Origin of the sequence: Treponema lecithinolyticum ATCC 700332, assembly GCA_000468055.1 — a bacterium.
GTDB classification, from domain to species: domain Bacteria; phylum Spirochaetota; class Spirochaetia; order Treponematales; family Treponemataceae; genus Treponema_C; species Treponema_C lecithinolyticum.
On the sequence record KI260564.1, the window covers coordinates 155,762 to 176,171 of the forward strand.

At 43.0% G+C, this 20,410-nt stretch carries 15 protein-coding genes; 9 read left to right on the top strand and 6 right to left on the bottom strand.

The window, feature by feature from the left end; translation table 11 throughout:
* Nucleotides 1–22: 22 nt before the first annotated feature.
* Entirely contained in the window at nucleotides 23–2,212 is a 2,190-nt protein-coding gene (locus tag HMPREF9193_RS05310) for a hypothetical protein (protein WP_021687053.1), read from the bottom strand.
* Nucleotides 2,213–2,474: 262 nt separating this feature from the next.
* On the opposite strand from HMPREF9193_RS05310, the gene HMPREF9193_RS05315 reads away from it, so the two are divergent.
* From HMPREF9193_RS05315 to HMPREF9193_RS05350, 8 genes are all read left to right on the top strand, one after another.
* Nucleotides 2,475–3,389, top strand: coding sequence for an ABC transporter permease (locus HMPREF9193_RS05315; protein WP_021687055.1), 915 nt, complete (start codon nucleotides 2,475–2,477; stop codon nucleotides 3,387–3,389).
* A gap of 30 nt (nucleotides 3,390–3,419) precedes the next feature.
* Nucleotides 3,420–4,328 carry a carbohydrate ABC transporter permease gene (locus tag HMPREF9193_RS05320; protein ID WP_040847626.1) on the top strand — a complete coding sequence of 303 codons (909 nt, stop codon included), beginning with the start codon at nucleotides 3,420–3,422 and terminating at the stop codon, nucleotides 4,326–4,328.
* 132 nt (nucleotides 4,329–4,460) lie between these two features.
* Nucleotides 4,461–5,993: an extracellular solute-binding protein gene (locus HMPREF9193_RS05325; RefSeq protein ID WP_021687058.1), complete on the top strand. Its 1,533-nt coding sequence runs from the start codon at nucleotides 4,461–4,463 to the stop codon at nucleotides 5,991–5,993.
* A 111-nt stretch (nucleotides 5,994–6,104) separates the two neighbouring features.
* Nucleotides 6,105–7,472, top strand: coding sequence for an alpha-L-fucosidase (locus HMPREF9193_RS05330; RefSeq protein ID WP_021687059.1), 1,368 nt, complete (start codon nucleotides 6,105–6,107; stop codon nucleotides 7,470–7,472).
* A gap of 100 nt (nucleotides 7,473–7,572) precedes the next feature.
* Nucleotides 7,573–8,766 (top strand): ABC transporter substrate-binding protein, encoded by a 1,194-nt coding sequence (locus HMPREF9193_RS05335; RefSeq protein ID WP_051306009.1) that lies wholly within the window; start codon nucleotides 7,573–7,575, stop codon nucleotides 8,764–8,766.
* Nucleotides 8,767–8,768: 2 nt separating this feature from the next.
* Complete coding sequence (locus HMPREF9193_RS05340; RefSeq protein WP_021687061.1) at nucleotides 8,769–10,562, top strand: ABC transporter permease; 1,794 nt, start codon at nucleotides 8,769–8,771, stop codon at nucleotides 10,560–10,562.
* Between the two features lie 122 nt (nucleotides 10,563–10,684).
* Entirely contained in the window at nucleotides 10,685–11,962 is a 1,278-nt protein-coding gene (gene serS, locus HMPREF9193_RS05345; protein ID WP_021687062.1) for a serine--tRNA ligase, read from the top strand.
* Nucleotides 11,963–11,987: 25 nt separating this feature from the next.
* Complete coding sequence (locus HMPREF9193_RS05350) at nucleotides 11,988–13,184, top strand: AI-2E family transporter (RefSeq protein ID WP_021687063.1); 1,197 nt, start codon at nucleotides 11,988–11,990, stop codon at nucleotides 13,182–13,184.
* A gap of 8 nt (nucleotides 13,185–13,192) precedes the next feature.
* Here HMPREF9193_RS05350 and HMPREF9193_RS05355 read toward each other — a convergent pair whose 3' ends face one another.
* From HMPREF9193_RS05355 to murC, 4 genes are read right to left on the bottom strand one after another with little or no spacing between them, the layout of a single operon-like run.
* Nucleotides 13,193–13,681 carry a hypothetical protein gene (locus HMPREF9193_RS05355; protein WP_021687064.1) on the bottom strand — a complete coding sequence of 163 codons (489 nt, stop codon included), beginning with the start codon at nucleotides 13,679–13,681 and terminating at the stop codon, nucleotides 13,193–13,195.
* On the bottom strand, nucleotides 13,678–14,349 hold the full coding sequence (locus tag HMPREF9193_RS05360) for a hypothetical protein (protein WP_040847627.1): 672 nt from the start codon (nucleotides 14,347–14,349) through the stop codon (nucleotides 13,678–13,680). The genes HMPREF9193_RS05355 and HMPREF9193_RS05360 overlap by 4 nt, the downstream gene beginning before the upstream one ends.
* A gap of 19 nt (nucleotides 14,350–14,368) precedes the next feature.
* Entirely contained in the window at nucleotides 14,369–15,316 is a 948-nt protein-coding gene (locus tag HMPREF9193_RS05365) for a YicC family protein (protein WP_021687066.1), read from the bottom strand.
* 5 nt (nucleotides 15,317–15,321) lie between these two features.
* On the bottom strand, nucleotides 15,322–16,857 hold the full coding sequence (gene murC / locus HMPREF9193_RS05370) for a UDP-N-acetylmuramate--L-alanine ligase (RefSeq protein ID WP_021687067.1): 1,536 nt from the start codon (nucleotides 16,855–16,857) through the stop codon (nucleotides 15,322–15,324).
* Nucleotides 16,858–16,979: 122 nt separating this feature from the next.
* On the opposite strand from murC, the gene HMPREF9193_RS05375 reads away from it, so the two are divergent.
* Complete coding sequence (locus tag HMPREF9193_RS05375) at nucleotides 16,980–18,365, top strand: bifunctional folylpolyglutamate synthase/dihydrofolate synthase (protein WP_021687069.1); 1,386 nt, start codon at nucleotides 16,980–16,982, stop codon at nucleotides 18,363–18,365.
* On the opposite strand, the gene HMPREF9193_RS05380 is transcribed toward HMPREF9193_RS05375, so the two are convergent.
* Nucleotides 18,325–20,388 carry a diguanylate cyclase domain-containing protein gene (locus HMPREF9193_RS05380; protein ID WP_021687070.1) on the bottom strand — a complete coding sequence of 688 codons (2,064 nt, stop codon included), beginning with the start codon at nucleotides 20,386–20,388 and terminating at the stop codon, nucleotides 18,325–18,327. The two genes, HMPREF9193_RS05375 and HMPREF9193_RS05380, sit on opposite strands and share 41 nt — an antisense overlap.
* Nucleotides 20,389–20,410 lie beyond the last annotated feature (22 nt).

Here is a 20,410-nt window from a genome sequence, read left to right on the forward strand (position 1 = left end):
GCGCTAAAAGAAAAGATTATTTTTAATCTTTCCAAAAATACAGTTCGCTTAAGCCGCCTCCGAGGATAATTTCAAGCGTATCGTTCCGTATGGATGAAGTGATATCTTCAACGGCGCCGCTCATTTTATTTACCCGCATCAGTTTTGCAGGGTGAGTACTTTCAAAGGTAAGCGTAATTTTTTGCTTGGTGTTTTCGCAGCGTCCCGGCTCTTTTCCGCCATAGTTGAAACCGGGGTATTCTGCAGCTTGTCCTGCAATTAAACCGTTTAATACCATAAAGCATTTAGGGTCGGTTGCTCCCGCAAAATGAGCAGTTATTTCACTTTCGTTAATACCGGGCAGTTTTTTAAAGTAGCCGAGTACAACGTCTGCAGTACCGCCGCCGTGTACGGATGATAAACTGGCAACGCTTACCGCTTTAATGCCGTATTCCGCATTTTTTGCAGTTGCAGCCGGATTTTCAAAAGTTGAAACCGCCCATTCTCCGTCTAAGCGCCATGCCTCTGAATTGAGCGAACCTGTTTTAACGGCAAGATAATCATTCGTAAGGCGCAAAATATGCTTTTCGATGCCGCGTATAGTGCGGATAACCGCATTCCATTCTTTCATGTGGGCGGTCGGAGCGCCGTTTTTATCCCACTGCAAGCCCATATCAAACTGTGTATCGAGCCTGAAAAAATTAAGCCATTTTGCGCCGGAAACGATAGATAAATTGGCAATCAAGTTTTTTATCGATTCTGGCTGATCCTGCCAATAGGTATCGAGGTACTGACCGAAAATAAACGGTTTTGTCCCCGTACCGTCCACACCTTTGAGCGCATATTTGCGATACATAAGCCATTGGCTATTCCACGACGAGTTTGTCAAAAGCCATATTACGGCGTTTTTTTGCTTATCGTCGTGCCGTGAAAGATCGGGATAATAATTATCCCAGGTGAGCATATCCGGCTGTGCATTTTGAACATAGGATCTTACCTGATATTCTTGCAATTGTCCCGGATATTGATTTGAATGTACCAGCACGGCAGGATAATTTGCCTTTGACCAGTTGAACCACGCTGCAAATGCAGCGTCTTCCGACGACGACCATGGTCCTTCATCGCCGAAACAAAAGTCCACCGCATTTTTTACAAAGGGCTTTAAATCGGCGTGAATAAAGTCATAGGTTGTCATACCGCCTGCCCCGTTTTGACCTGCCGGCGCTTTTGCAATGCCCCACAGCGCATCGGGATGGTATTTCAAATAGTCGACGTTTTTAATCCAGTTTTTTCCGTTTTCAGTGACGGATTTATCATAAAAAAGCGGACCTGAATATTCAAACGCGTCTTTCATAAGCGGACCGCGCGCATAGTTATCGCTGGGTACCCAACCGAGCAGCGGAAAGCCTCTGTCGATAACGATTTGCTGACTGCGGTGCAAATCTCCGAAATTCGCCAATTGATGAGGACTGCTTGCTCCGCCCGGAGTCTGCGGCTTGGGCGTAGTTGCAGTATCCGCACATACAGTGCATTCTTTAACGGTAATATTGCCGTGATCGACAAAATGATCTGCATTCCAATCCCCAAGGGTGCCCTGAGCCTTGCCGCTGTATTGCCAAAAGGTAAGGCGCACATAACGCGCACGTCGCGAAGCGAATTCATAGCGAATGTAACCCCGTTCGCTGCGCAGCGAAGCTTTATCGGCAACCGTAATCCAGTCGGCAGAAGCAGGATCGGTTGCTGCATTCGCAGATGTCGAAAGGTCGATTTTGATAAAATTGGCAACTTTTTTAACGTTTGTTTGATCGCTTTCAAACGACACCATAATGTGGTTGTCGAACTCTGCTCTTATAAGACTGACATCGTATTCGTCTTTTAAGTCGATAATTAACCATGTCGGCTCAACTCCGGTAGGCAAACCGTTCGTATGCGTAACCATGGAATTTGCCGGTTTAAATGTAAGCGAAGTATCTTTTCCGCGGTTGTTCAGCATTTTTGTTAACACGGCGGCATCGCCGTTATTGGTAAAACCTTCAACACGGGCAACCGGGGCTCTGCCGAACACATCGGCTTCCGCAGTTATCAGCTTTCCGTCAGATATTCCGCCGGGCATTTCCGTGTCGTTTGAAATTTGCTGCGAGCATGATCCCAACAGCAAACACAGGGCGGCAATCAAACCGAGCCGCTGCCACCATACTACAGCACGCACTTGTTTTTCTTTACTGCCATTCATACTTTTTTTTCCTCCTTAAATAAATCAATTGATATGCACAGTGTAAAGGTGAAAATTCGGTATTGTAAAGGCGATTTTTTTCATAAGCGGGTGGATATTTTTATAACGCGGCAAAAAAGCAAAACGCCGCCGTTCCGCTTTCCGTTATGTTTTGACTTTCGGTCCCCTTGTGCACCTAAAAAAAATCCACTTTTACCTTAAAAAAAACATATTGTGCTTTTAAAAACCTCTGCTATACTTTTAATAAAGGAGAAAAGCACTTGTGAAAAACTTCGCAGCGGAGTTCCGAAAAAACGGTGTGCTCACTTTATTAGCGGTTCCCGCGCTTATTTTAATGGTTTTATTCCGCTATTTGCCGATAGGCGGAATTATATTGGCATTTAAGCGGTTCAGCATTCCCAAGGGCATCTTCGGAAGCCCGTGGATAGGTTTTAATAATTTTAAATTTTTATTTTTAACCAAAGATGCATTTATCATAACACGCAACACACTGTGCTACAATGCCGTTTTTATCGTGCTAAATTTGATTTGTGCGGTTACTTTGGCAATTGCATTAAACGAACTTTTAAATAAAAAAGCTGCAAAAATATATCAAACTATTTTTATGGCACCGTATTTTTTATCGTGGGTTGCCATCTCTTTTATCGCTTTCGCTTTTTTAAATAAGGACGGAGGCTTGCTTAATATGCTGCTGCGAAAAACCGGTGCTGCGGAAATAAGCTGGTATTCCGAAACCGCTTATTGGCCGCTGATTATCATCATCGCTCAACTGTGGAAAAACCTCGGTTATGCAACCGTTATGTATTTAAGCTCTTTGGTAAACATTCCCCAAGAACTGTACGAAGCGGCACTCGTAGACGGCGCAACAAAATGGCAACAGATTTGCAAGATAACCCTTCCTGCCTTGCGCCCGATGATGATTATCCTTACCATTATTGCAATCGGCAGAATTTTTTATTCCGACTTCGGTTTGTTTTATCAATTGCCGCGCAATTCCGGACCGCTTTTCGACGTTACCAACGTAATCGACACCTATGTGTACCGAACCCTTAAAGATTTAAACGATATCGGCATGGCTGCTGCGGCAAACCTGTATCAGTCGTTATTGGGCTTTTTAATGATTATGGGCTCCAATGCAATTATCAAAAAAATCGATTCGGACAGCGCGCTGTTTTAACACAAGGAAAACAATATAAGGAAATAACGCATGACACGTTCAAAACCATACGAGATAAACAGGATTTCATACACCAGCGAAATTATTTTGCATATCGTTTTTTTTATAATGGTACTCGGCTGCGTTTTACCGATTGCATTGGTGGTAATCGTGTCGTTCAGCAGTCAGCAAAGCATTTTTATGCGCGGCTATACGTTTTTCCCCGCCGAATTCAGCACGGAAGCCTACCGCTATTTTTTTAAGCTCGGAGATCAAATTGTCCGCTCTTACGGCACCACGCTTTTTGTCAGCTTATTCGGAACGTTTTTCAGTCTTGCCGTTATGTCGCCCTTTGCCTACGTGCTTTCGCGCCCCGATTACGCGTACCGTAAATTCTTTACAATGGCTTTACTCATCATTATGATGTTTAACGGCGGTATTGTTCCCAGTTATATTATCAATACGCGCTACCTGCACTTAGGTAATTCAATCGGCGCGCTCATTTTTCCGATGGCGCTTAATCCGTTTTATATTATTATCTTGCGTACTTTCTTTAAAACAATTCCGTTCGAAATTATAGAAGCGGCGCGCATAGACGGCACGCCGGAGCCGGTTATTTTTACCAAAATTATTCTGCCGCTTTCCAAGCCCGCGCTGGCAACCATCGGTATGTTTACCGTTATCGATTATTGGAACGAATGGTTTTTGGGTATGTTGTACATTACGGATATAAAAAAATACCCGGTTCAAACGCTGCTCCAGAGTATGCAAAACAGCTTACGCGCACTAAGCGAAGCCTCGCTCAATGCACTTGAGTATCAAGATTTACTTAAGTCGGCTCCGACGGATAACGGACGCATGGCGCTGACGGTATTGGTTATTACCCCCATTTTGCTTGCCTACCCGTTTTTTCAGCGCTATTTTATAAAAGGGCTGACCGTCGGAAGCGTTAAAGGGTGAAAAAATGTGGTTTAAGGAAAATACGGTACCCTTGTACCGTTTTTTATATACTGAATTGCCGGATTCCCGTGCTTTCCGTACGCAGGTCAGCCGGCATTCTTTCGAATTTCTCGCTGAATTAAGGAGGTTCGTATGAGAAAATTCTTACAGGCATGCATGATCGGTGCATGCGTACTGTGCTGCGCCGGTATGCAGCTGTGGGCATCGGGCGGAAAAGACAGTTCCGCTATGATGAACTCAAAGGACGTAGTAACGCTCAAGTGGTACATGTCGTTAAATCCGATTGCTCCGGATACGGCAAAAGTTATCGAAAAACTCAACGAGTATACGCGCGAAAAAATTGGCGTTCAAATTGACTACCAGGTTATTTCAAATCCCGATTACGCGCAAAAAATGCCGACGATTATCAATTCGGGACAGGACTTCGATATGTGCTTTACCGCAAGCTGGACAACCAATTACTTGCAGTTTGTAGACCGCGGCGCATTTATGGATATTACCGACTTATTGCCCAAGTATGCGAAGGAAACGTACAACTTTATCCCGAAAGCAATGTGGAATTCCGTATCCGTTAAAAAACGTATTTACGGGGTTCCGGTATACAAAGAATTGGGCTGGCAGGGCGGTTTGCTGATTAACGCTGATATGGCAAAAAAATACGGCATTGATTTGTCCAAAGTAAAAACGCTTGCCGATTATGAAAGCGTTTTAAAAACTGTAAAAGAAAAAAGCACAGCCGAAGGCAAAAAAGTTATCGGTCTTGTCGGCATGGATCAGGGATTCGTATCGTCCCATCCGTACGAAAGCGTTTCGTTTTCTTCCGATATGCCGGGCGCATACGCTGTTCCGCAATTTGCAAGTTACAAAGATACCGGTTCAAAAGTATTCAATCAATATGCCAGCAAAGAGTATCAAATGTATTGTGAAACCGTACACCGCTGGTATCAAGCAGGCTACCTTGCCCCCGATCCGGTACAGTACGATACCGACATTGCACAAAAAGATAACGATTTTCAAACGGGCAAAGTATTTTCTTTCTTTATCTCCTACGCGCCCGGCTATAAAGAATCGCTTTCCAAATCGGTCGGCTTTACGGTTGAATTTATTCCGCTGATGGCTCCTTTATTTGAAACGCAAAACGCAATGGGCGGTATACTCGCACTTTCGTACAATTCAAAGCATCCCGACAAAGTTTTGGAATTTATCAATCTTTTGAATACCGATCGCTATGTGGGTACGCTTATCCGGCACGGTATCGAAGGAATGCACCACAGCGCCGTCGGTAAAGACAATGTTGATAAAACGATGGGCGGTACACTTGCCGCCGATAAAAACGGCTACGATTACACGTTCGGTTGGCAGTTCGGAAGTCCCTTTAATCAAAAGTGGGATATTTCCTATCCGTCGAATATCAGAGAGCTTTTTGACGCATACAATAAAAGCTCCGTCGCTGCTCCCCACGTCGGCTTTTCGTTCAATCCGGAAAAAGTATCGGGTGAGCTTGCCGGTTTAAAAAACGTAGTTGAAAAATACCGCAAAGCTTTGGAATCGGGTATGTCCGATCCTAAAACGGAACTTCCCAAATTCTTAAAAGAATTGGAAGCAAACGGCTTGCAAAAAGTGTTGGCTGAATCGCAAAAACAAATCAACGAATTTGTAAAATAACGAAAGCGTTACACTTTACATTCCACAGTGAATTACGGGGGCTGCATAAGTTGCATAAACGACGACCCCTTACAGCGTTGCAGCCCCTCGTAATTCCGGCAAAGAGACAACATGGCACAAGAAATACACGACGGCGTCCACTCATATTCCGAAGCGGAACGCTATGTAGCACCGGCAAGCGAAGCGGTGCAAAAACATATTGAATGGTTTACCGGTTTAAAATTCGGTCTTATGATGCATTGGGCACCCGGCTGTCAGCTTGCAACTTACGAATCATGGCCGCTGTGCGATGAAGAAGAAGACTGGGCTCGCAAAGATATTGATTGGACGCACGATATGCAGGAGTTTAAAAATCAGTATTGGAGCGCAAATAAAACGTTTAATCCGGTAAAATTCCGCCCTGATTTTTGGGCAGACTTTGCACGGCAAAGCGGATTTAAGTACGTATTGTTTACCACAAAACATCACGACGGATTTTGTATGTTCGATACGGCAACAACGGATTACAAAATAACCGCTTCCGATTGTCCTTTTCATACGCACCGCTATGCACATATCGTAAAAGAAGTTTTTAATGCCTTCCGCAACGAAGGCTTGGCAATTTCAGCTTATTTTTCAAAACCCGATTGGCACAGTCCCTATTATTGGGCGCCCGAAATGGGGCCGGCGCACACGCGCAATGTCAATTACCGCATTCCCGATCACCCTGAATTGTGGGAAAAGTTTGTTGCGTTTACACACCGGCAAATTGAAGAACTATGCACTCAATACGGAAAAATCGATGTACTTTGGCTTGACGGCGGACAAGTATCCCCCCATATCAATCATCAAGATATACGGCTCGGCGAAATCGTAGAAAAAATCCGTAAAACGGCACAGCCGCATTTAATCGTGTGCGACCGCACAGTCGGCGGCGAATACGAAAACATCATTACCCCCGAACAAGCAGTACCGCCGGATTTTATTCCCTGTCCGTGGGAAAGCTGTATTACCGCAGGCGATTATTTTTCGTTTCATTACGAAGATAATTTTAAATCGCCTCATAAAATTATCGCTTTATTGATAGAAATCGTATCAAAAGGCGGAAACCTTGCACTGAATATTCCGCCTCAACCCGACGGCTGCCTGCCCGCGAAGGCAATGCGCAGTCTTTTAAAAGTCGGGCAGTGGCTTAAAACCAACGGCGAAGGCATTTACAATACAAAAGGCTATGCGCTCAAGCAAAAAGACGGCATCTATCTTACCCAAACCGAAAAAAATCTGTACGCTTTTTATCTTTACGACGAAAACACTCCAAGCTTACCGCGTAAACTGATTCTTACTTTGCAAAGCGGGCAAAAAATCGCGTCTGCAGTGTGCTTACGCACCGGAAGTGCAATTCCTTTTGAACAAAAAGAGCAAACGGTACGGCTTGACCTCACCGGTATTCCGATACTGACGGCACTCTATGCCGAATGTTTTAAACTGGTATTGCAATAATCGATTTATTCGTAAAGCAGCATCGGCTCCGATAAATTATAACAACACTCTTGTTTTTTTTTACATGTTGGTATACCCTATAAAACACAGGAGAATCACAATGAACAAATTTTCAACCGGCATAGTGTGTTTTGCACTGCTGGGAACTTTTACTTTCGCACTAGGCGGAAAAGATAATACCGGAAGTGTCGCTGCAAGCGCAATTGCAGCAGCACAAAACATGACACATGAAGAAATCGAAGCGAAAGCAAAAGAAGAAGCCGCTGCGGCAAAATCTTCGGGCACTGTATTTAAAGCATACGGAACCAGCTCCCGTATAGCGGACGCCGCAAAATCGTTTACGGCGCGTTACGGCATAGATGTGGAAACAACAAATGTTAAAGACAGCGAAATCTACACCAAACTGGAAGCCGAAATCGGCGGAAATGTCGACGGTGCGGATGTAGTTTTAACTCAAAACGGTGCCGTATTAAAAATACAAATGCTTAACACCGGCTATCTTTTGAATTATATTCCTGCCCTTGCCGAAGCTAAATTCGATCAAGAAGATAAATCGCCTTTAGTACAGCAGTATTTAAATAAATTGATTATATTCAATACGGCAGGCGGTAAAACTCCCGATATAACCAATGTGTGGCAGTTGTGCGAACCTGAAATGAAAGGAAAAGTTTTTTTCAAAAGCCCGGAAACGGAAAAAGTAAACGAAAATTTTCTTATTATGCTTACCAGTCCGGCATGGGCGGAAAAATTGGCAAAAGCATATAAAGACCTCTACGGTAAAGATATTGAGCTCGGTCAATTTAAAAACGCAGGCTATAAATGGGTTGCCGAATTTTTAACAACGTGCTCTTTCGGAGACTCCGATACTAAAGTAGCCGAACAGATTTCATCCGATGAAGCTGCAGGTAAAACCGGTTTATTTGTATTCAGCAAACTGCGCTCAAAAACGGTAAAAACGGCAAATCTTAAACCTGCAGCTTTTTATGCCGACGAAAAAAACACAAAAATGCAGCCCTTTGCAGGTTTTATGTATCCCCTATATGTTTTAATGGCAAAAACAACAACCATGCCCTACACTTCCATGCTTTTTATAGAACATCTCGTATCCGATGAAGGCTTTGCCCCGTGGAAAAAATCATTGGGAGCGTATTCGCCCAACCACGACATCGGCGTAAACAAAGGCGATAAGCCGCTTGCCTATTGGAAAGATTGTTTGGTAATGGAAGACCCTGAATACATCAACAAAGCGTATGCGGACGTATTTGAATTTATTTCCAAATATATAAGCAAATAACTATGCCTAAAAAACTTTTAAACCGCGCACACGTTTTTTTTACCAATCCCGCACACGTTATTTTAGTTGTATTTTTTTGTGTGCTTACGCTATTGACATTGTACCCGCTGCTTTCGCTCGTAACGGAAACCCTTATCGTACACCCGATGGAAATTCAAATTACGGGCAAAAGCAAAGGTTCCTTTACTCCCTATCACTGGGCAAAGCTGCTTCGCGGCGGAGAATACTCGCTCCATAATTTTTACAAGCCGCTGTACAACACGTTTTTTATGGCGATAAGCGCATCGTTTATCGCCATAGTTTTGGGCGGCATGGTAGCGTGGCTAATTACAAGGTCTAATTTAAAATACAAAAAATTTATTTCTTTTGTATTTGTTTTTCCGTATATTATGCCGTCGTGGACACTGGCGATGTTTTGGAACAACTTTTTTAGGAATCCCAACGTAGGCATGGGAATTACCGGAACGTTTACCGCTCTTACCGGCATATCCATGCCCGAATGGTTTGTTTACGGTATGTTTCCCTGCGCCGTTGTTTTAGGCTTACACTATTCGCCGTTTGCCTACATTTTGATCGGCGGAATTTTGCGGAATATGGACGCCAATTTGGAAGAAGCGGCAACCATTCTTAAAGCAAGCCGGGCTAAAATTATGCTAACCATAACGCTTCCCATCGTTATGCCGGCGCTGCTTTCAACTTTTTTGCTTGTTTTTGCTTCATCTATGAGCGCATACGCGGTACCCGTATTTCTCGGTTCTCCGGTTCGCTTTTGGGTTTTAACGACCAAAATGTACACTATGCTGAACGGTAACTTTCAAGGACAAGGATACATCATAGCCTTTACTATGATTTTGTTCGGGATAGCCATTCTCGGTCTTAACCAATGGTTTACCGGCAAACGAAAATCTTTTACCACGGTTACCGGAAAATCTTCTCAGATTTCGCTGGTTAATTTACGCCGTGCGCGCTTACCTATTTCCGTTATTCTTGTTGTAGTACTGTGCTTTATTGCCATCGTACCGCTTATAAGCTTTGCTGTGGAATCAATTATTTTGCTACCCGGCGATTATTCAGTAAAAAACATGACGCTTGACTTTTGGATCGGCAAAGGGCAATCCGCGCTGGAAAACGGCATGGACGCAGGTATTTTACTAAATCACGATGTCTGGAAAACACTGTGGAACAGCTTGCGCTTGTCAATCGTGTGTGCACTGTGCGCAGGTATAAGCGGTATTCTTATCGGATATGCAATCGTAAAGAGACGTTCATCCGTACTTTCACATGCGGTAAACAATTTAGCTTTTTTTCCCTATCTTATGCCTTCTATGGCTTTCGGAGCTATCTATCTTTCGTTAAGCACAAAGATTGCGTTTTTATACGGATCATTTTTTGTACTTGCCCTTATCGGTTCGGTAAAATATCTCCCGTTCGCTTCAAGATCCGGCGTAAACGCTATGCTGCAGCTTTCCAACGAAATAGAGGAAGCTGCCGTTATAGTCGGTGTTCCGTGGATAAAACGTATGAGAAAAATAATCGTTCCCATACAAAAAGCAACCTTTCTTTCCGGCTTTTTACTGCCCTTTATTTCCTGTATGCGAGAACTGTCGCTGTTTGTATTACTCGTTACCCCGCAAAACAAAGTGCTCACCACAATGCTTATGCAGTTTAACGAAAAAGGCTACACGCAGTACGGCAACGCCATAAACCTTATGATAATCATACTGGTATTGCTTATAAACTGGATAGTTAACAAATTAACGGGAGCTTCAATAGACAAAGGCGTCGGCGGACAATAAGCTCATCAATGCTCGTCAAGAGCGCAACAGCCTGCTGTACTTCAGTGTACTGCAAGAGCACGCAGTGCAAAGCACAGAGTGCTCTTGCACAAAAATATGCATACTATTAAAATACAAACACTATGCTTGATTACCGTTTTATAAAAGAAAATCTTAACGCCGTTAAAAAAAATATTTTACAGCGCAATATGAGCGCCGACGCCGATGCGGTGGTCGCTTTGTTTAACAAACGCACGGAACTGACAACAAACGTGCAGAATTTACAGGCAAAGCGCAACGAAAATGCACAAGCGATGAAAGCAAAACTTGCTGAAGCCGAGCGTAACCGCCTTATCGCAGAGGGAAAGCGCATCAAAGAAGCTATCGCCGCCGCTGAAGCCGAGCTTGCCGAAACGGAGCAAAAGCTGGAAACTGAAGCGCGGAAAATACCCAATATGGCGCATCCGGATGCTCCGGTCGGTTCCATAGATGCAGATAACTTACAAGTAAAAGTGTGCGGAAAACCGCGCAGTTTTGACTTTAAAGTAAAAGATCACGTGCAGCTCGGACAAGAACTCGACCTTATCGATTTTGATGCGGCGGCAAAAGTTTCCGGAACAAAATTTTATTATCTGAAAAACGAAGCTGTATTTTTGGAACAAGCGCTCGTTATGTACGCGCTCAATATCTTACGCAAGCACGGTTTTACCCCGTTTATTACCCCCGATGTTGCAAAAGAAGAAATTCTGTCGGGTATAGGTTTTAATCCGCGCGGCAGCGAATCAAACGTATACGCTTTGGAAGATGAAAACGCATGTTTGGTCGCAACTGCGGAAATAACGCTCGGCGGCTACCACTCAGGCGAAATCCTTAAAAAAGAAAAGCTGCCGCTTTTGTATTGCGGTCTTTCACACTGTTTTAGGCGCGAAGCCGGAGCGGCAGGACAATTTTCAAAAGGCTTGTACCGAGTTCACCAATTCAGCAAATTGGAAATGTTTGTATACTGTCTTCCCGAACAATCGGATCAATTGCACGAAAAATTGCGGCTGATAGAAGAAGAAATCTTTGAAAACTTAGGCATTCCTTTCCGCGTCGTAGACACGTGTACCGGCGATTTGGGAGCTCCTGCATACCGCAAATGGGACCTCGAAGCGTGGATGCCCGGACGCAACGGCGGAGAATGGGGAGAAGTAACGTCAACGTCAAACTGTACCGATTATCAAGCGCGCCGCTTAAACGTCCGTTATAAAGATGACGACGGTAAAAACAAATACGTTCACATGCTTAACGGTACTGCCGTTGCCGTTTCCCGCGCGCTTGTAGCAATTCTTGAAAACTATCAAAATGCGGACGGTTCGATTACGGTACCGCCGGCACTGGTTCCTTTATGCGGTTTCGATAAGATACAAAAGCGGCAATAAGCCGAATGCGGAAAAACCGAACGTTATGAAAAAACTAGTTAATTTTGCACGCCCTATTTTTCTTTTGCTTTTTGTACTGACAGTTATTGTTGTAGCAGCGGTATTAAAAGTTACGGGTATTTTTCTTGTTCCCGTTACCGTTGCAATGCTGATATCGCTTGTTTTTGAACCTTTAATCGTTACGCTCAACAAAAAGTTTAAAATTCCGTGGATTGCCGGCATTATAATCGTACTGACCTTGGTTATAAGCGGCGTGTGGGTTACCGCTTCTCTTTTGTTAACCAGTATAAAAACCATTATCGATTTATACCCAAAATATGAAGAACGCTTTACGGTTATTTATAAAACCGTAGCCGATATTTTGGTTTTGCCGTATAACGCGGAAGATACGCTTTTTGAAAACTTATGGGGACAACTGCGCATACGTCAAGCTTTGCAAAACTATGCACTGTCGCTGTCGAACTCGCTTATCGTTTTATTCCGAGACTTAATGCTGGTAGTCGTATTTGCCGTTTTCTTTTTGCTCGATTTGCGTTATTTGCGCCAAAAATTGGAATTTGCGCTGGGCGACAGCAGTAAAGGAAAAGTAACCATCATCATTACCGATATCATACGTCAAGTTACCCGCTATATGTCGGTAAAATTTTTTATTTCGCTTTTAACGGGTGTACTTATTTTTCTAGGTACGCTTGCAGTCGGTATTGATTTCCCTATTTTATGGGGATTTATAGCCTTTATCTTTAATTTTATACCGAATTTCGGCTCCATTATATCGGGTATTCTTACATCGGTGTTCGCATTGGTGCAGTTTTGGCCCCGCCCTGCTCCGGTTATCTATGTTGCCGTTTTAATGGCAGCAGTCAATTTTATATTGGGAAACCTTGTTGAACCGAGAGTACAGGGACGCAACTTGGGTTTATCTCCTTTTGTTATTATCGTTTCTTTGTCGTTTTGGGGATGGCTGTGGGGCTTTACCGGCTTAATACTGGCGATCCCCATGATGGTAATACTGAAAATTATTTGCGAAAACGTATCGATTTTACAGCCTTTTTCCGTATTGTTAGGTAACTATACCAGCGAAGTGCAAGCCCAAGAACAAAAAATGGAATCGGAATTGCAGGATGTACAGGAGATTCAGGATTCAAAAGATTTGCAGGACTTGCACAAAAGCGAATCCTTGGTAGAAAGTGAAATCAAAGCCGAAAACGAAAAGCATAGTTAAATACGGCTTTAAGTAAAAAACGGTTTTATTTTTTCTAAAACACTGCCCGCTTTATTTTGCGTGCGCATATAAAAAATGATTTCTTTTGTACCGGAATTCGCAAGTGTTGCCGTAATTTTTAAAAGGTACGGCTCGTGTATTTGGGCAAAGAAAAACCGTTTTTTTACCTGTTCGGCTTTCCAGTGTACACATTCCGAAAAACTAAAGCTTTGTTCGGTAGGACGTTTACCGTTTGAAAAACCGCGCAAAAATCCCAATAAAACCGGTTCGTTCGGATGTGCATAAAAATACAAGCCTTTTTTACCCAGTATTAATAAACCCCAAAACGTATTTTTTTGCGGTGCGTTTAATTTTAAATCAAAAAAAACATCGCCGTCGGCTTCCAAGCACACCATTTCTACTGCAACAAGGGTATCGCCGAAGCGTTTTTCCATTTCAGCAAAAAACTCGGCTTTTATTTGCTCGTCGTCCCGTTTTTGATCCGTAAAAACATTCATTTAGGCGCTTCTCCGAATATCACTTGTTCTATTTTAAATACGTTTTTGCTTTCGGTACTTACCGCTGCGGCATACACTATCGCGTCAAAAAAACCGTCCGAACAAAACAAACGCACCGGTATTTCGTATGAAGCGCCGCCGTCCGTTTGTGACGCTTTTCCTATTACCCAATGGTCTATTGCAGGCAGTGTGTTTAACTCGTATTCCGTAACCGTTTTTAAAAACGCTGCACTGTTGTCGGGGAAAAGCGCAAGTTCTACCGTTTTATTTTTACAGCCTTTAAGGAATTGAATCAGCACACCGTATGCGGCGCTGGGAATGCCGTCGGTATCCAAAACGGCAAAGCCTTCTAAAAGTGGGTATACTTTTGTATCTGAAGCATACGAAGCTAAAAAAAGCGGTTCAAAAAAATCGATATCCGAAAACGGCAATTGCACATCGGCTTTTTTAAGGACGTCCGATTCGGCAAGCGGCACATCTTTTTGTGTTTCGTTTTCGTCAAGCCGGTTTTCGCCTCTGCCGAGCGTCCAATCCACTTTTTGTTCACAGTCCATGGACAAAGAGCGCAGCGTTTGTTCAGCCTCGCGCTCATCGGCAGGAGAAATACTTTGAGAACAGCTTACACAGAGAAAGAAAACAAAAAATGCTGCAGCACTTACATACTTCAATTGTTCCGCCTCCTATTCCTTATTCCACGTTTCGGCACTGCTCGCGCAAGTTTTCCAATGCGTTTTTAGCTTCGATTACCGCAGCACCTATTTCTACAAGCTGATTTTTTGAACCTATTGTATTTATTTCGCGGTTTAATTCCTGACAAAGAAAATCGATTTTGCGCCCGCTGGCTTTATTGCCGCCGGTATTTCCAACTTCCTTGCCGCCGGCTCTACTTTCGCCCCCGGCACAGTCTGCGCCGATACAATCCCGGCTGTTGGCGCAGCCGTTCAGTTCTTTTTTAAGCGCTTGTATGTGGCTTTCGGATCGAACAATTTCTTCGTTTATCGTGTACTTTACCAAAAGAGCTGCCGTTTCACTCATAACTCGCTGCTCATCGACTGCATCGCCGAGCACTTCATTAAAACGCTTTACGATAGTATCTTTAAAAGTTTTTTCCATCAGGGGCACCGATTTTCGGAATACGGCAAGGCACGCTTCAATATGCGCAAGCTGTTTTTCCATATCCCGTTTAAGATGTTCCCCTTCACGCGCACGCTCTTCACATAGTTTATTAAGCGCACAGTCGAATACCGGCTCCAAAGCCGCCCAATAAGCGTCGATCCGGCAATCTTTTTGCACCGTTAACACACCGTCTTGGCGCGCCAGTAAATCCAAAGAAACGCTGCTGTCGGGTAAATTAAGCGAACGGGCAATTTGCCTTAAAGCTTGTGCGTAAGAAGCGGCAATTGCCAAGTCCGCTTCAACTTTTATATCCGAAGAAGCTTCCTTTAAGCGTATAAACACATCAACTTTACCGCGCATTATTTTTTGTTCGCATTTTTTCCTTATGTTTTGTTCCAGCGAGTTTAAAAAAACGGGCATATTGATATTCAAGTCTAAAAATCGTGAATTAACCGATTTTATTTCGGCAAAAACACGGATATCTGCATCGCCCGATTCGGCGCTTGCATAGCCGGTCATGCTGTTCACTGCAACCTCTCCTTTGTATCGGCTATATCCGCTTTATCTGTTTTTTCCGATTTGTTTTCTTTGTCCGCCGCATTTAAAGCAAAAATTTTTGAGCTCAATCTCCAATTGTCTCCCGCACCGAGGGTTACCAACAAAACATCTTTGTTTATGTGCCGAATACGCTTTTGTACATAGGGAACGGCATCGTCTATTTCTTCAAAATAGTGCACATTCGGATGATGTTTACAAACGGCTTTATACAAACTTTTTCCGTTTATGCCGCCCTCGTAGTGTTCACGCGCCGAAGCGTAAATTTTGTGTAAAATAACTTCATCCGCATCGGAAAACGAAAAAGCAAAATCGTCAAAAAGTGCGGCAGTACGGGTATAGGTATGTGACATAAAATCAGCAATAATATAACGATCCGGGTAAAATTCACGCAATCCGGCAAGCGTTGTTTTTAATGCCGTCGGATGATGCGCATAATCGTCCATAATCAGCACATCGGTATTTTCCGCAGTTTTTATTTTTCCGATAATTTCGCTTCGGCGCTTTGAACCTGCAAAAGACGCAAGCGCTTTTTGTATATACGCATACAAAAAGTCGTTTGTGCATTCGCCGTGCATTTGGCGGTACAGCGATACGGCAAGAGCACAAGCTGCCGCACTGTCAAGCACTACATGACGGCCGGGAATACGCACGTAAAAATCCCCTGTAAAGCCGTCCAGCTTAAAATATTGTTTACCTTCGCGTATGCCGGTAAACACAACACGGTAATCGCCTACAGCCTTTATTCCGTACGGAATAAACACAATGTCGCTTCGCTTTTTTTGTACGGCTTGCACGGTTTGTACCGCACCCTTGTCGTCGGCACAATAAATAAGCTTGCCGCCCTTAGGTAAAAGGCAGCAGTAATCGACAAAGGCATCCAATATGCTTTCGTATGTAGGATAATAATCTTGATGGTCGCTTTCGACGCTGGTTAAAACAATCGTTTGCGGGCAAAAAGACATAAAATGGCGCTGATATTCGCAGGTTTCTGCAACAAAAAAACGCGTCCCCAGATTTAAAGTACAGCTTCCAAAAGCTGAAATAATGCTTCCTGCAAGCACTTGTGCGGGTAAATTCAATTCTTTTATTATAGTGCCTGTAATACCGGTAGTCGTTGTTTTACCGTGAACGCCTGCAATACCGCAGGCATACGAGCATGCAGATAAAGCACCGAGCGCTTCGGTGTATAATAACAAAGGAATACCCACTTTACGGGCGGCAATCAATTCGGGATTTTCATCCGGTTTATATGCGGATGAATACACCAGCAAATCTATATCCTGCGTTATGTTTTTTTCGGAAAACAAAGTCGGCTGTATGTGCAAGCGTTCCAATACTTCATCCGTATAAAAACGTTCTGCCGTATCGCTTCCGGTTATGCGTGCTCCTCGGTAGCTGCAAATTTCGGTTAAAGCCGCCATGCCGGTTCCTTTTATGCCGGTAAAATGTATGTGTACTTTGCTTAAATCACCTTGAAGCAGCGCTGCACCGTCTTTTGTCATAAAAATACTGTATAGTAAAGATATGGCTGTGTCAACGCCGGCTCTCCGGCTTTCAAAAGCTTTTAAGACGACTTTTCGGTGCTGCTGTACGCGCAGTGTTACTTTGTGCTATAATTGCTTTTATGTCGCACGCTCCCTTGTACGAACTTGAACAATGGCTCGAAAAATACAATAACTTTGAAAAAAAACCGCAAAAAAATATGTTCGCTTTGGAAACCATGCGTTTTTTTTGCGAACGCTTTGCTCAGCCGCATACGGCATACAAATCAGTACACGTTGCAGGCTCTAAAGGAAAAGGATCGGTGTGCGCTTTTACCGCATGTATTTTGCAAAAAGCCGGCTACCGGACAGGTTTGTACGCTTCACCGCACGTTTGCGACATACGCGAGCGCATAAAACGCCCGGACAGTTTTTTTAGCGACAGCGAGTACCTAAACAACGCCCAAAGCTTTATAACACAAGCACAGCAGTATATCGCCGGCAAACCCAAGCAAATGAACGATCCTACATGGTTTGAATTGATTACTCTTTTTGCTTTTGTATGCTTTAAAAACATCGGTATGGATTGGGCTGTTTTTGAAACGGGCATGGGAGGCCGCCTTGATGCCACCAATGTAATTGTACCGCAGATTTGCGCGCTAACGCCTATAGAACTTGAACACACAAAATATTTGGGAACAACCGAACAAGCAATAGCCGAAGAAAAAGCCGGTATTATAAAAGAAAATGTTCCGGTGTGCTGCGCGAGGCAAAAGCCCGAAGTGCGCACAGTATTTGAAAAAAAAGCAAAACAAATGCATGCTCCGTTACTGTGCATTGAAGATTTTATAAAATCAATCGGCTATAAAGACAACGGCAGCGTGCTCATTGAATTCGAAAAAACAGCTCCCTTTGAGCGACCGATCAGCACACAGTTGCACATGTGCGGCCATGTACAAGCCGAAAATGCAGCCTTAGCAGCTTTAACCGTAAAAATCGCACTGCCTGACGTAAGCGAAACCGTTATAGAGCAAGGTCTTGCCGCTGCCGTATTACCCGCACGCTTCGAAGTTATACAAGTTTGTATACAAAATAAGACTATTACCGTCGTTATAGACGGTTTTCACACGCCGAACAGCGCACGGCGGACGCTGCAAACCTTTTACGAGCGCTTCGGGTGCGGCTCACATTTGCTTTTTGCGTGTGCCGCAGACAAAGACAGCGAGTCCATAGCGCATATTATTAAAAATTCGCCGTGCGCATTTGAGCACGTAACGGTTACCGTTCCCGGAAGCGTAAAACAATCCGATTATGCAAAAACCTTAACCGATTTTAACGCTTGTTTTGATAAGCAAAAATTGTATGGTAACAAAGATTACAAAAACGCCGTCGAATACGCGTTGCACCATGCGGCTGCACACAACAAAGTGTTGCTTGCAGCCGGTTCGTTTTATTTAGCCGCCGAGGTAAAAAAAATACTTGCAGAAATTACGCCGTGCGCTTTTGATGAGCAAAAACCGATACAATAACACTTTTAAATACGGTAAACAAATCGGGATTATAAAACGTGCCGGATTTACTTTCCATATCTTTTAAAATATGTGCTGATATTTTGCCGTGATCGCTTGTACCCTCTTTTACCGCAAGTGAAAAAGCTGAACAATAATCTTCTACAAGCATAACTATTTGCGAAATAACCGGTATTTTCTTTTCTTTTAATCCGTATTTTCCGCTGCCGTCCCATTTTTCTTTACTGTACAAAACATATTCGGCAATATCATTGGTTAAAGATACCGCTTTTAAAAGATTGTAAGAAGTTTCGGCAGCATAAGATTGATTTTCGTAATCGCTTTCTCTTTCAAAAAAACGGGAAATATCGTAATATTTTGCCGTCAATTCAAGCTGCTCTCTTTCAGTGTCTGAAAAAAACAAACGCTTTGCCATAAGAGCGCATAATCTATCGAGCGTTTTTTGATACATGCGTTTGTATTCGTTTTTTTTGAGCAATTGAGTGTAAATATATTTTAAAAAATCTGAACGCATTTTTAAGCTTCTGGCAGATTTTTCTTCATACATGTTTTCGTCGGCTTTTTTTATAATTTCGTTAATATCTTCGCCAACCGTATATTTTAAAGCATAGCCCATGGATACTGAAATCGCACCCCAATCGAATTTTTTACGCTGAAACTGTGCATATATTCTTTTTATAAACTCAGCCAAAAACTCCGCTGAAGAATTCGGCAGTACATAAATAAATTCGTCTCCCCCGGTACGGGCAATTAAATCGTCAGTACGGCAGCTGTTTTTTAATATCTTTGCGGTTTCCGCCAATAAATCGTCGCCCTTGCTGTGACCGAAAAAATCATTAACCACTTTTAAACCGTTTACATCAGCTACGATAATGCCGATTGGCAAATAATCATCTTTATTTATATCCTGCAAAAACGTTTTTAAATAACTGCGGTTATACAAACCGGTAAGGGTATCCAATTCCGAATCGCTGATGTATTTTCTTTCACGGATTTTCCAATCGCGGATATCTTTAAACGACAGATAAATATGTTCCATCCTGTCTATAAATATCATGCTCATAGAAACTTGCACCGCTATTTCAATATCGTTGCTATCTAAAAAAATCGATTCCCGTTCTTCAAGCGCATCCTTGGTCAACACGTTGTCCATCATCGCTTGAAGGGACGCATACCATTTTTTATCATCGGCAACAATATCGTGTAAAAACTTTCCTATCAGCTCCAAGCGGTCGGCATAGTGGAGCACTTTAGCGCTTTTATCATTTGCATTGACAATTTGCCCGTCTTGCAGCAAAAGAATGGCATCGGAAGAGTTAAAAAACATATTTTTAAACATCTCTTCGCTTCTTTGCAAAAGAGTCGTTTCATTGCGCAACTCAGCAATAGCATTTTCAAGCTCCGTATTTTTTTGCTGCAGTATTTCATCTTTTTGTTTTAATTCGGTTAAAATACTGTCTTTTTTATTAAACGAACGCAAAATTTTAGCTGAAACTATCGTCGCCAAAGGATAGATAACCAATATGATAAACACAACGATTAGGATTTTCGGCGTATGATTCGCAGGGACTACTACTATACTGAGCACGGAAATACAATTACTAATAATGCTTAAAATACTGATTGTTTTAAGTTCAGGCCAGCGCTGTTTTTTTATTATCTTTATGTAAAATACGGAAGTCAGTACGTAAATAAGTACAATGCTTACTAAAGCTGCAGCAGTGCCCGGCGTTCCCTTCCATGCGCGTACGGCAAAAGCTGCAAGCGATGCTATACCGCCTGCAAGCGGTCCATAAAAAACACCTGATATATTAAGAATTACTTCGCGCACATCAAAGTGCGTGCCCCACGGAGCTATAAAAGGACAAAGCAAATCGATTGCAATAATAATACCGAAAAAAAGCCCTTGTAAAACAGTAAGAGGAATTTTTTTTAATTTTCGCGCAGCAGTATTTACTATTCCTGACATAATCACTGCGGAAATAATAAAACCTGCATGGATAATAACTTCAAGAAAAACCAAGCTTATTTTCCTTTATTCGGTT

Bases quoted from the DNA above. Each gene is read 5' to 3' on its own strand.
- HMPREF9193_RS05310 (WP_021687053.1), bottom strand. From the start codon at position 2,212: ATGAATGGCAGTAAAGAAAAACAAGTGCGTGCTGTAGTATGGTGGCAG.
- HMPREF9193_RS05320 (WP_040847626.1), top strand. From the start codon at position 3,420: ATGACACGTTCAAAACCATACGAGATAAACAGGATTTCATACACCAGC.
- HMPREF9193_RS05325 (WP_021687058.1), top strand. From the start codon at position 4,461: ATGAGAAAATTCTTACAGGCATGCATGATCGGTGCATGCGTACTGTGC.
- HMPREF9193_RS05330 (WP_021687059.1), top strand. From the start codon at position 6,105: ATGGCACAAGAAATACACGACGGCGTCCACTCATATTCCGAAGCGGAA.
- HMPREF9193_RS05335 (WP_051306009.1), top strand. From the start codon at position 7,573: ATGAACAAATTTTCAACCGGCATAGTGTGTTTTGCACTGCTGGGAACT.
- HMPREF9193_RS05340 (WP_021687061.1), top strand. From the start codon at position 8,769: ATGCCTAAAAAACTTTTAAACCGCGCACACGTTTTTTTTACCAATCCC.
- serS (WP_021687062.1), top strand. From the start codon at position 10,685: ATGCTTGATTACCGTTTTATAAAAGAAAATCTTAACGCCGTTAAAAAA.
- HMPREF9193_RS05350 (WP_021687063.1), top strand. From the start codon at position 11,988: ATGAAAAAACTAGTTAATTTTGCACGCCCTATTTTTCTTTTGCTTTTT.
- HMPREF9193_RS05355 (WP_021687064.1), bottom strand. From the start codon at position 13,681: ATGAATGTTTTTACGGATCAAAAACGGGACGACGAGCAAATAAAAGCC.
- HMPREF9193_RS05365 (WP_021687066.1), bottom strand. From the start codon at position 15,316: ATGACCGGCTATGCAAGCGCCGAATCGGGCGATGCAGATATCCGTGTT.
- murC (WP_021687067.1), bottom strand. From the start codon at position 16,857: ATGACAAAAGACGGTGCAGCGCTGCTTCAAGGTGATTTAAGCAAAGTA.
- HMPREF9193_RS05375 (WP_021687069.1), top strand. From the start codon at position 16,980: ATGTCGCACGCTCCCTTGTACGAACTTGAACAATGGCTCGAAAAATAC.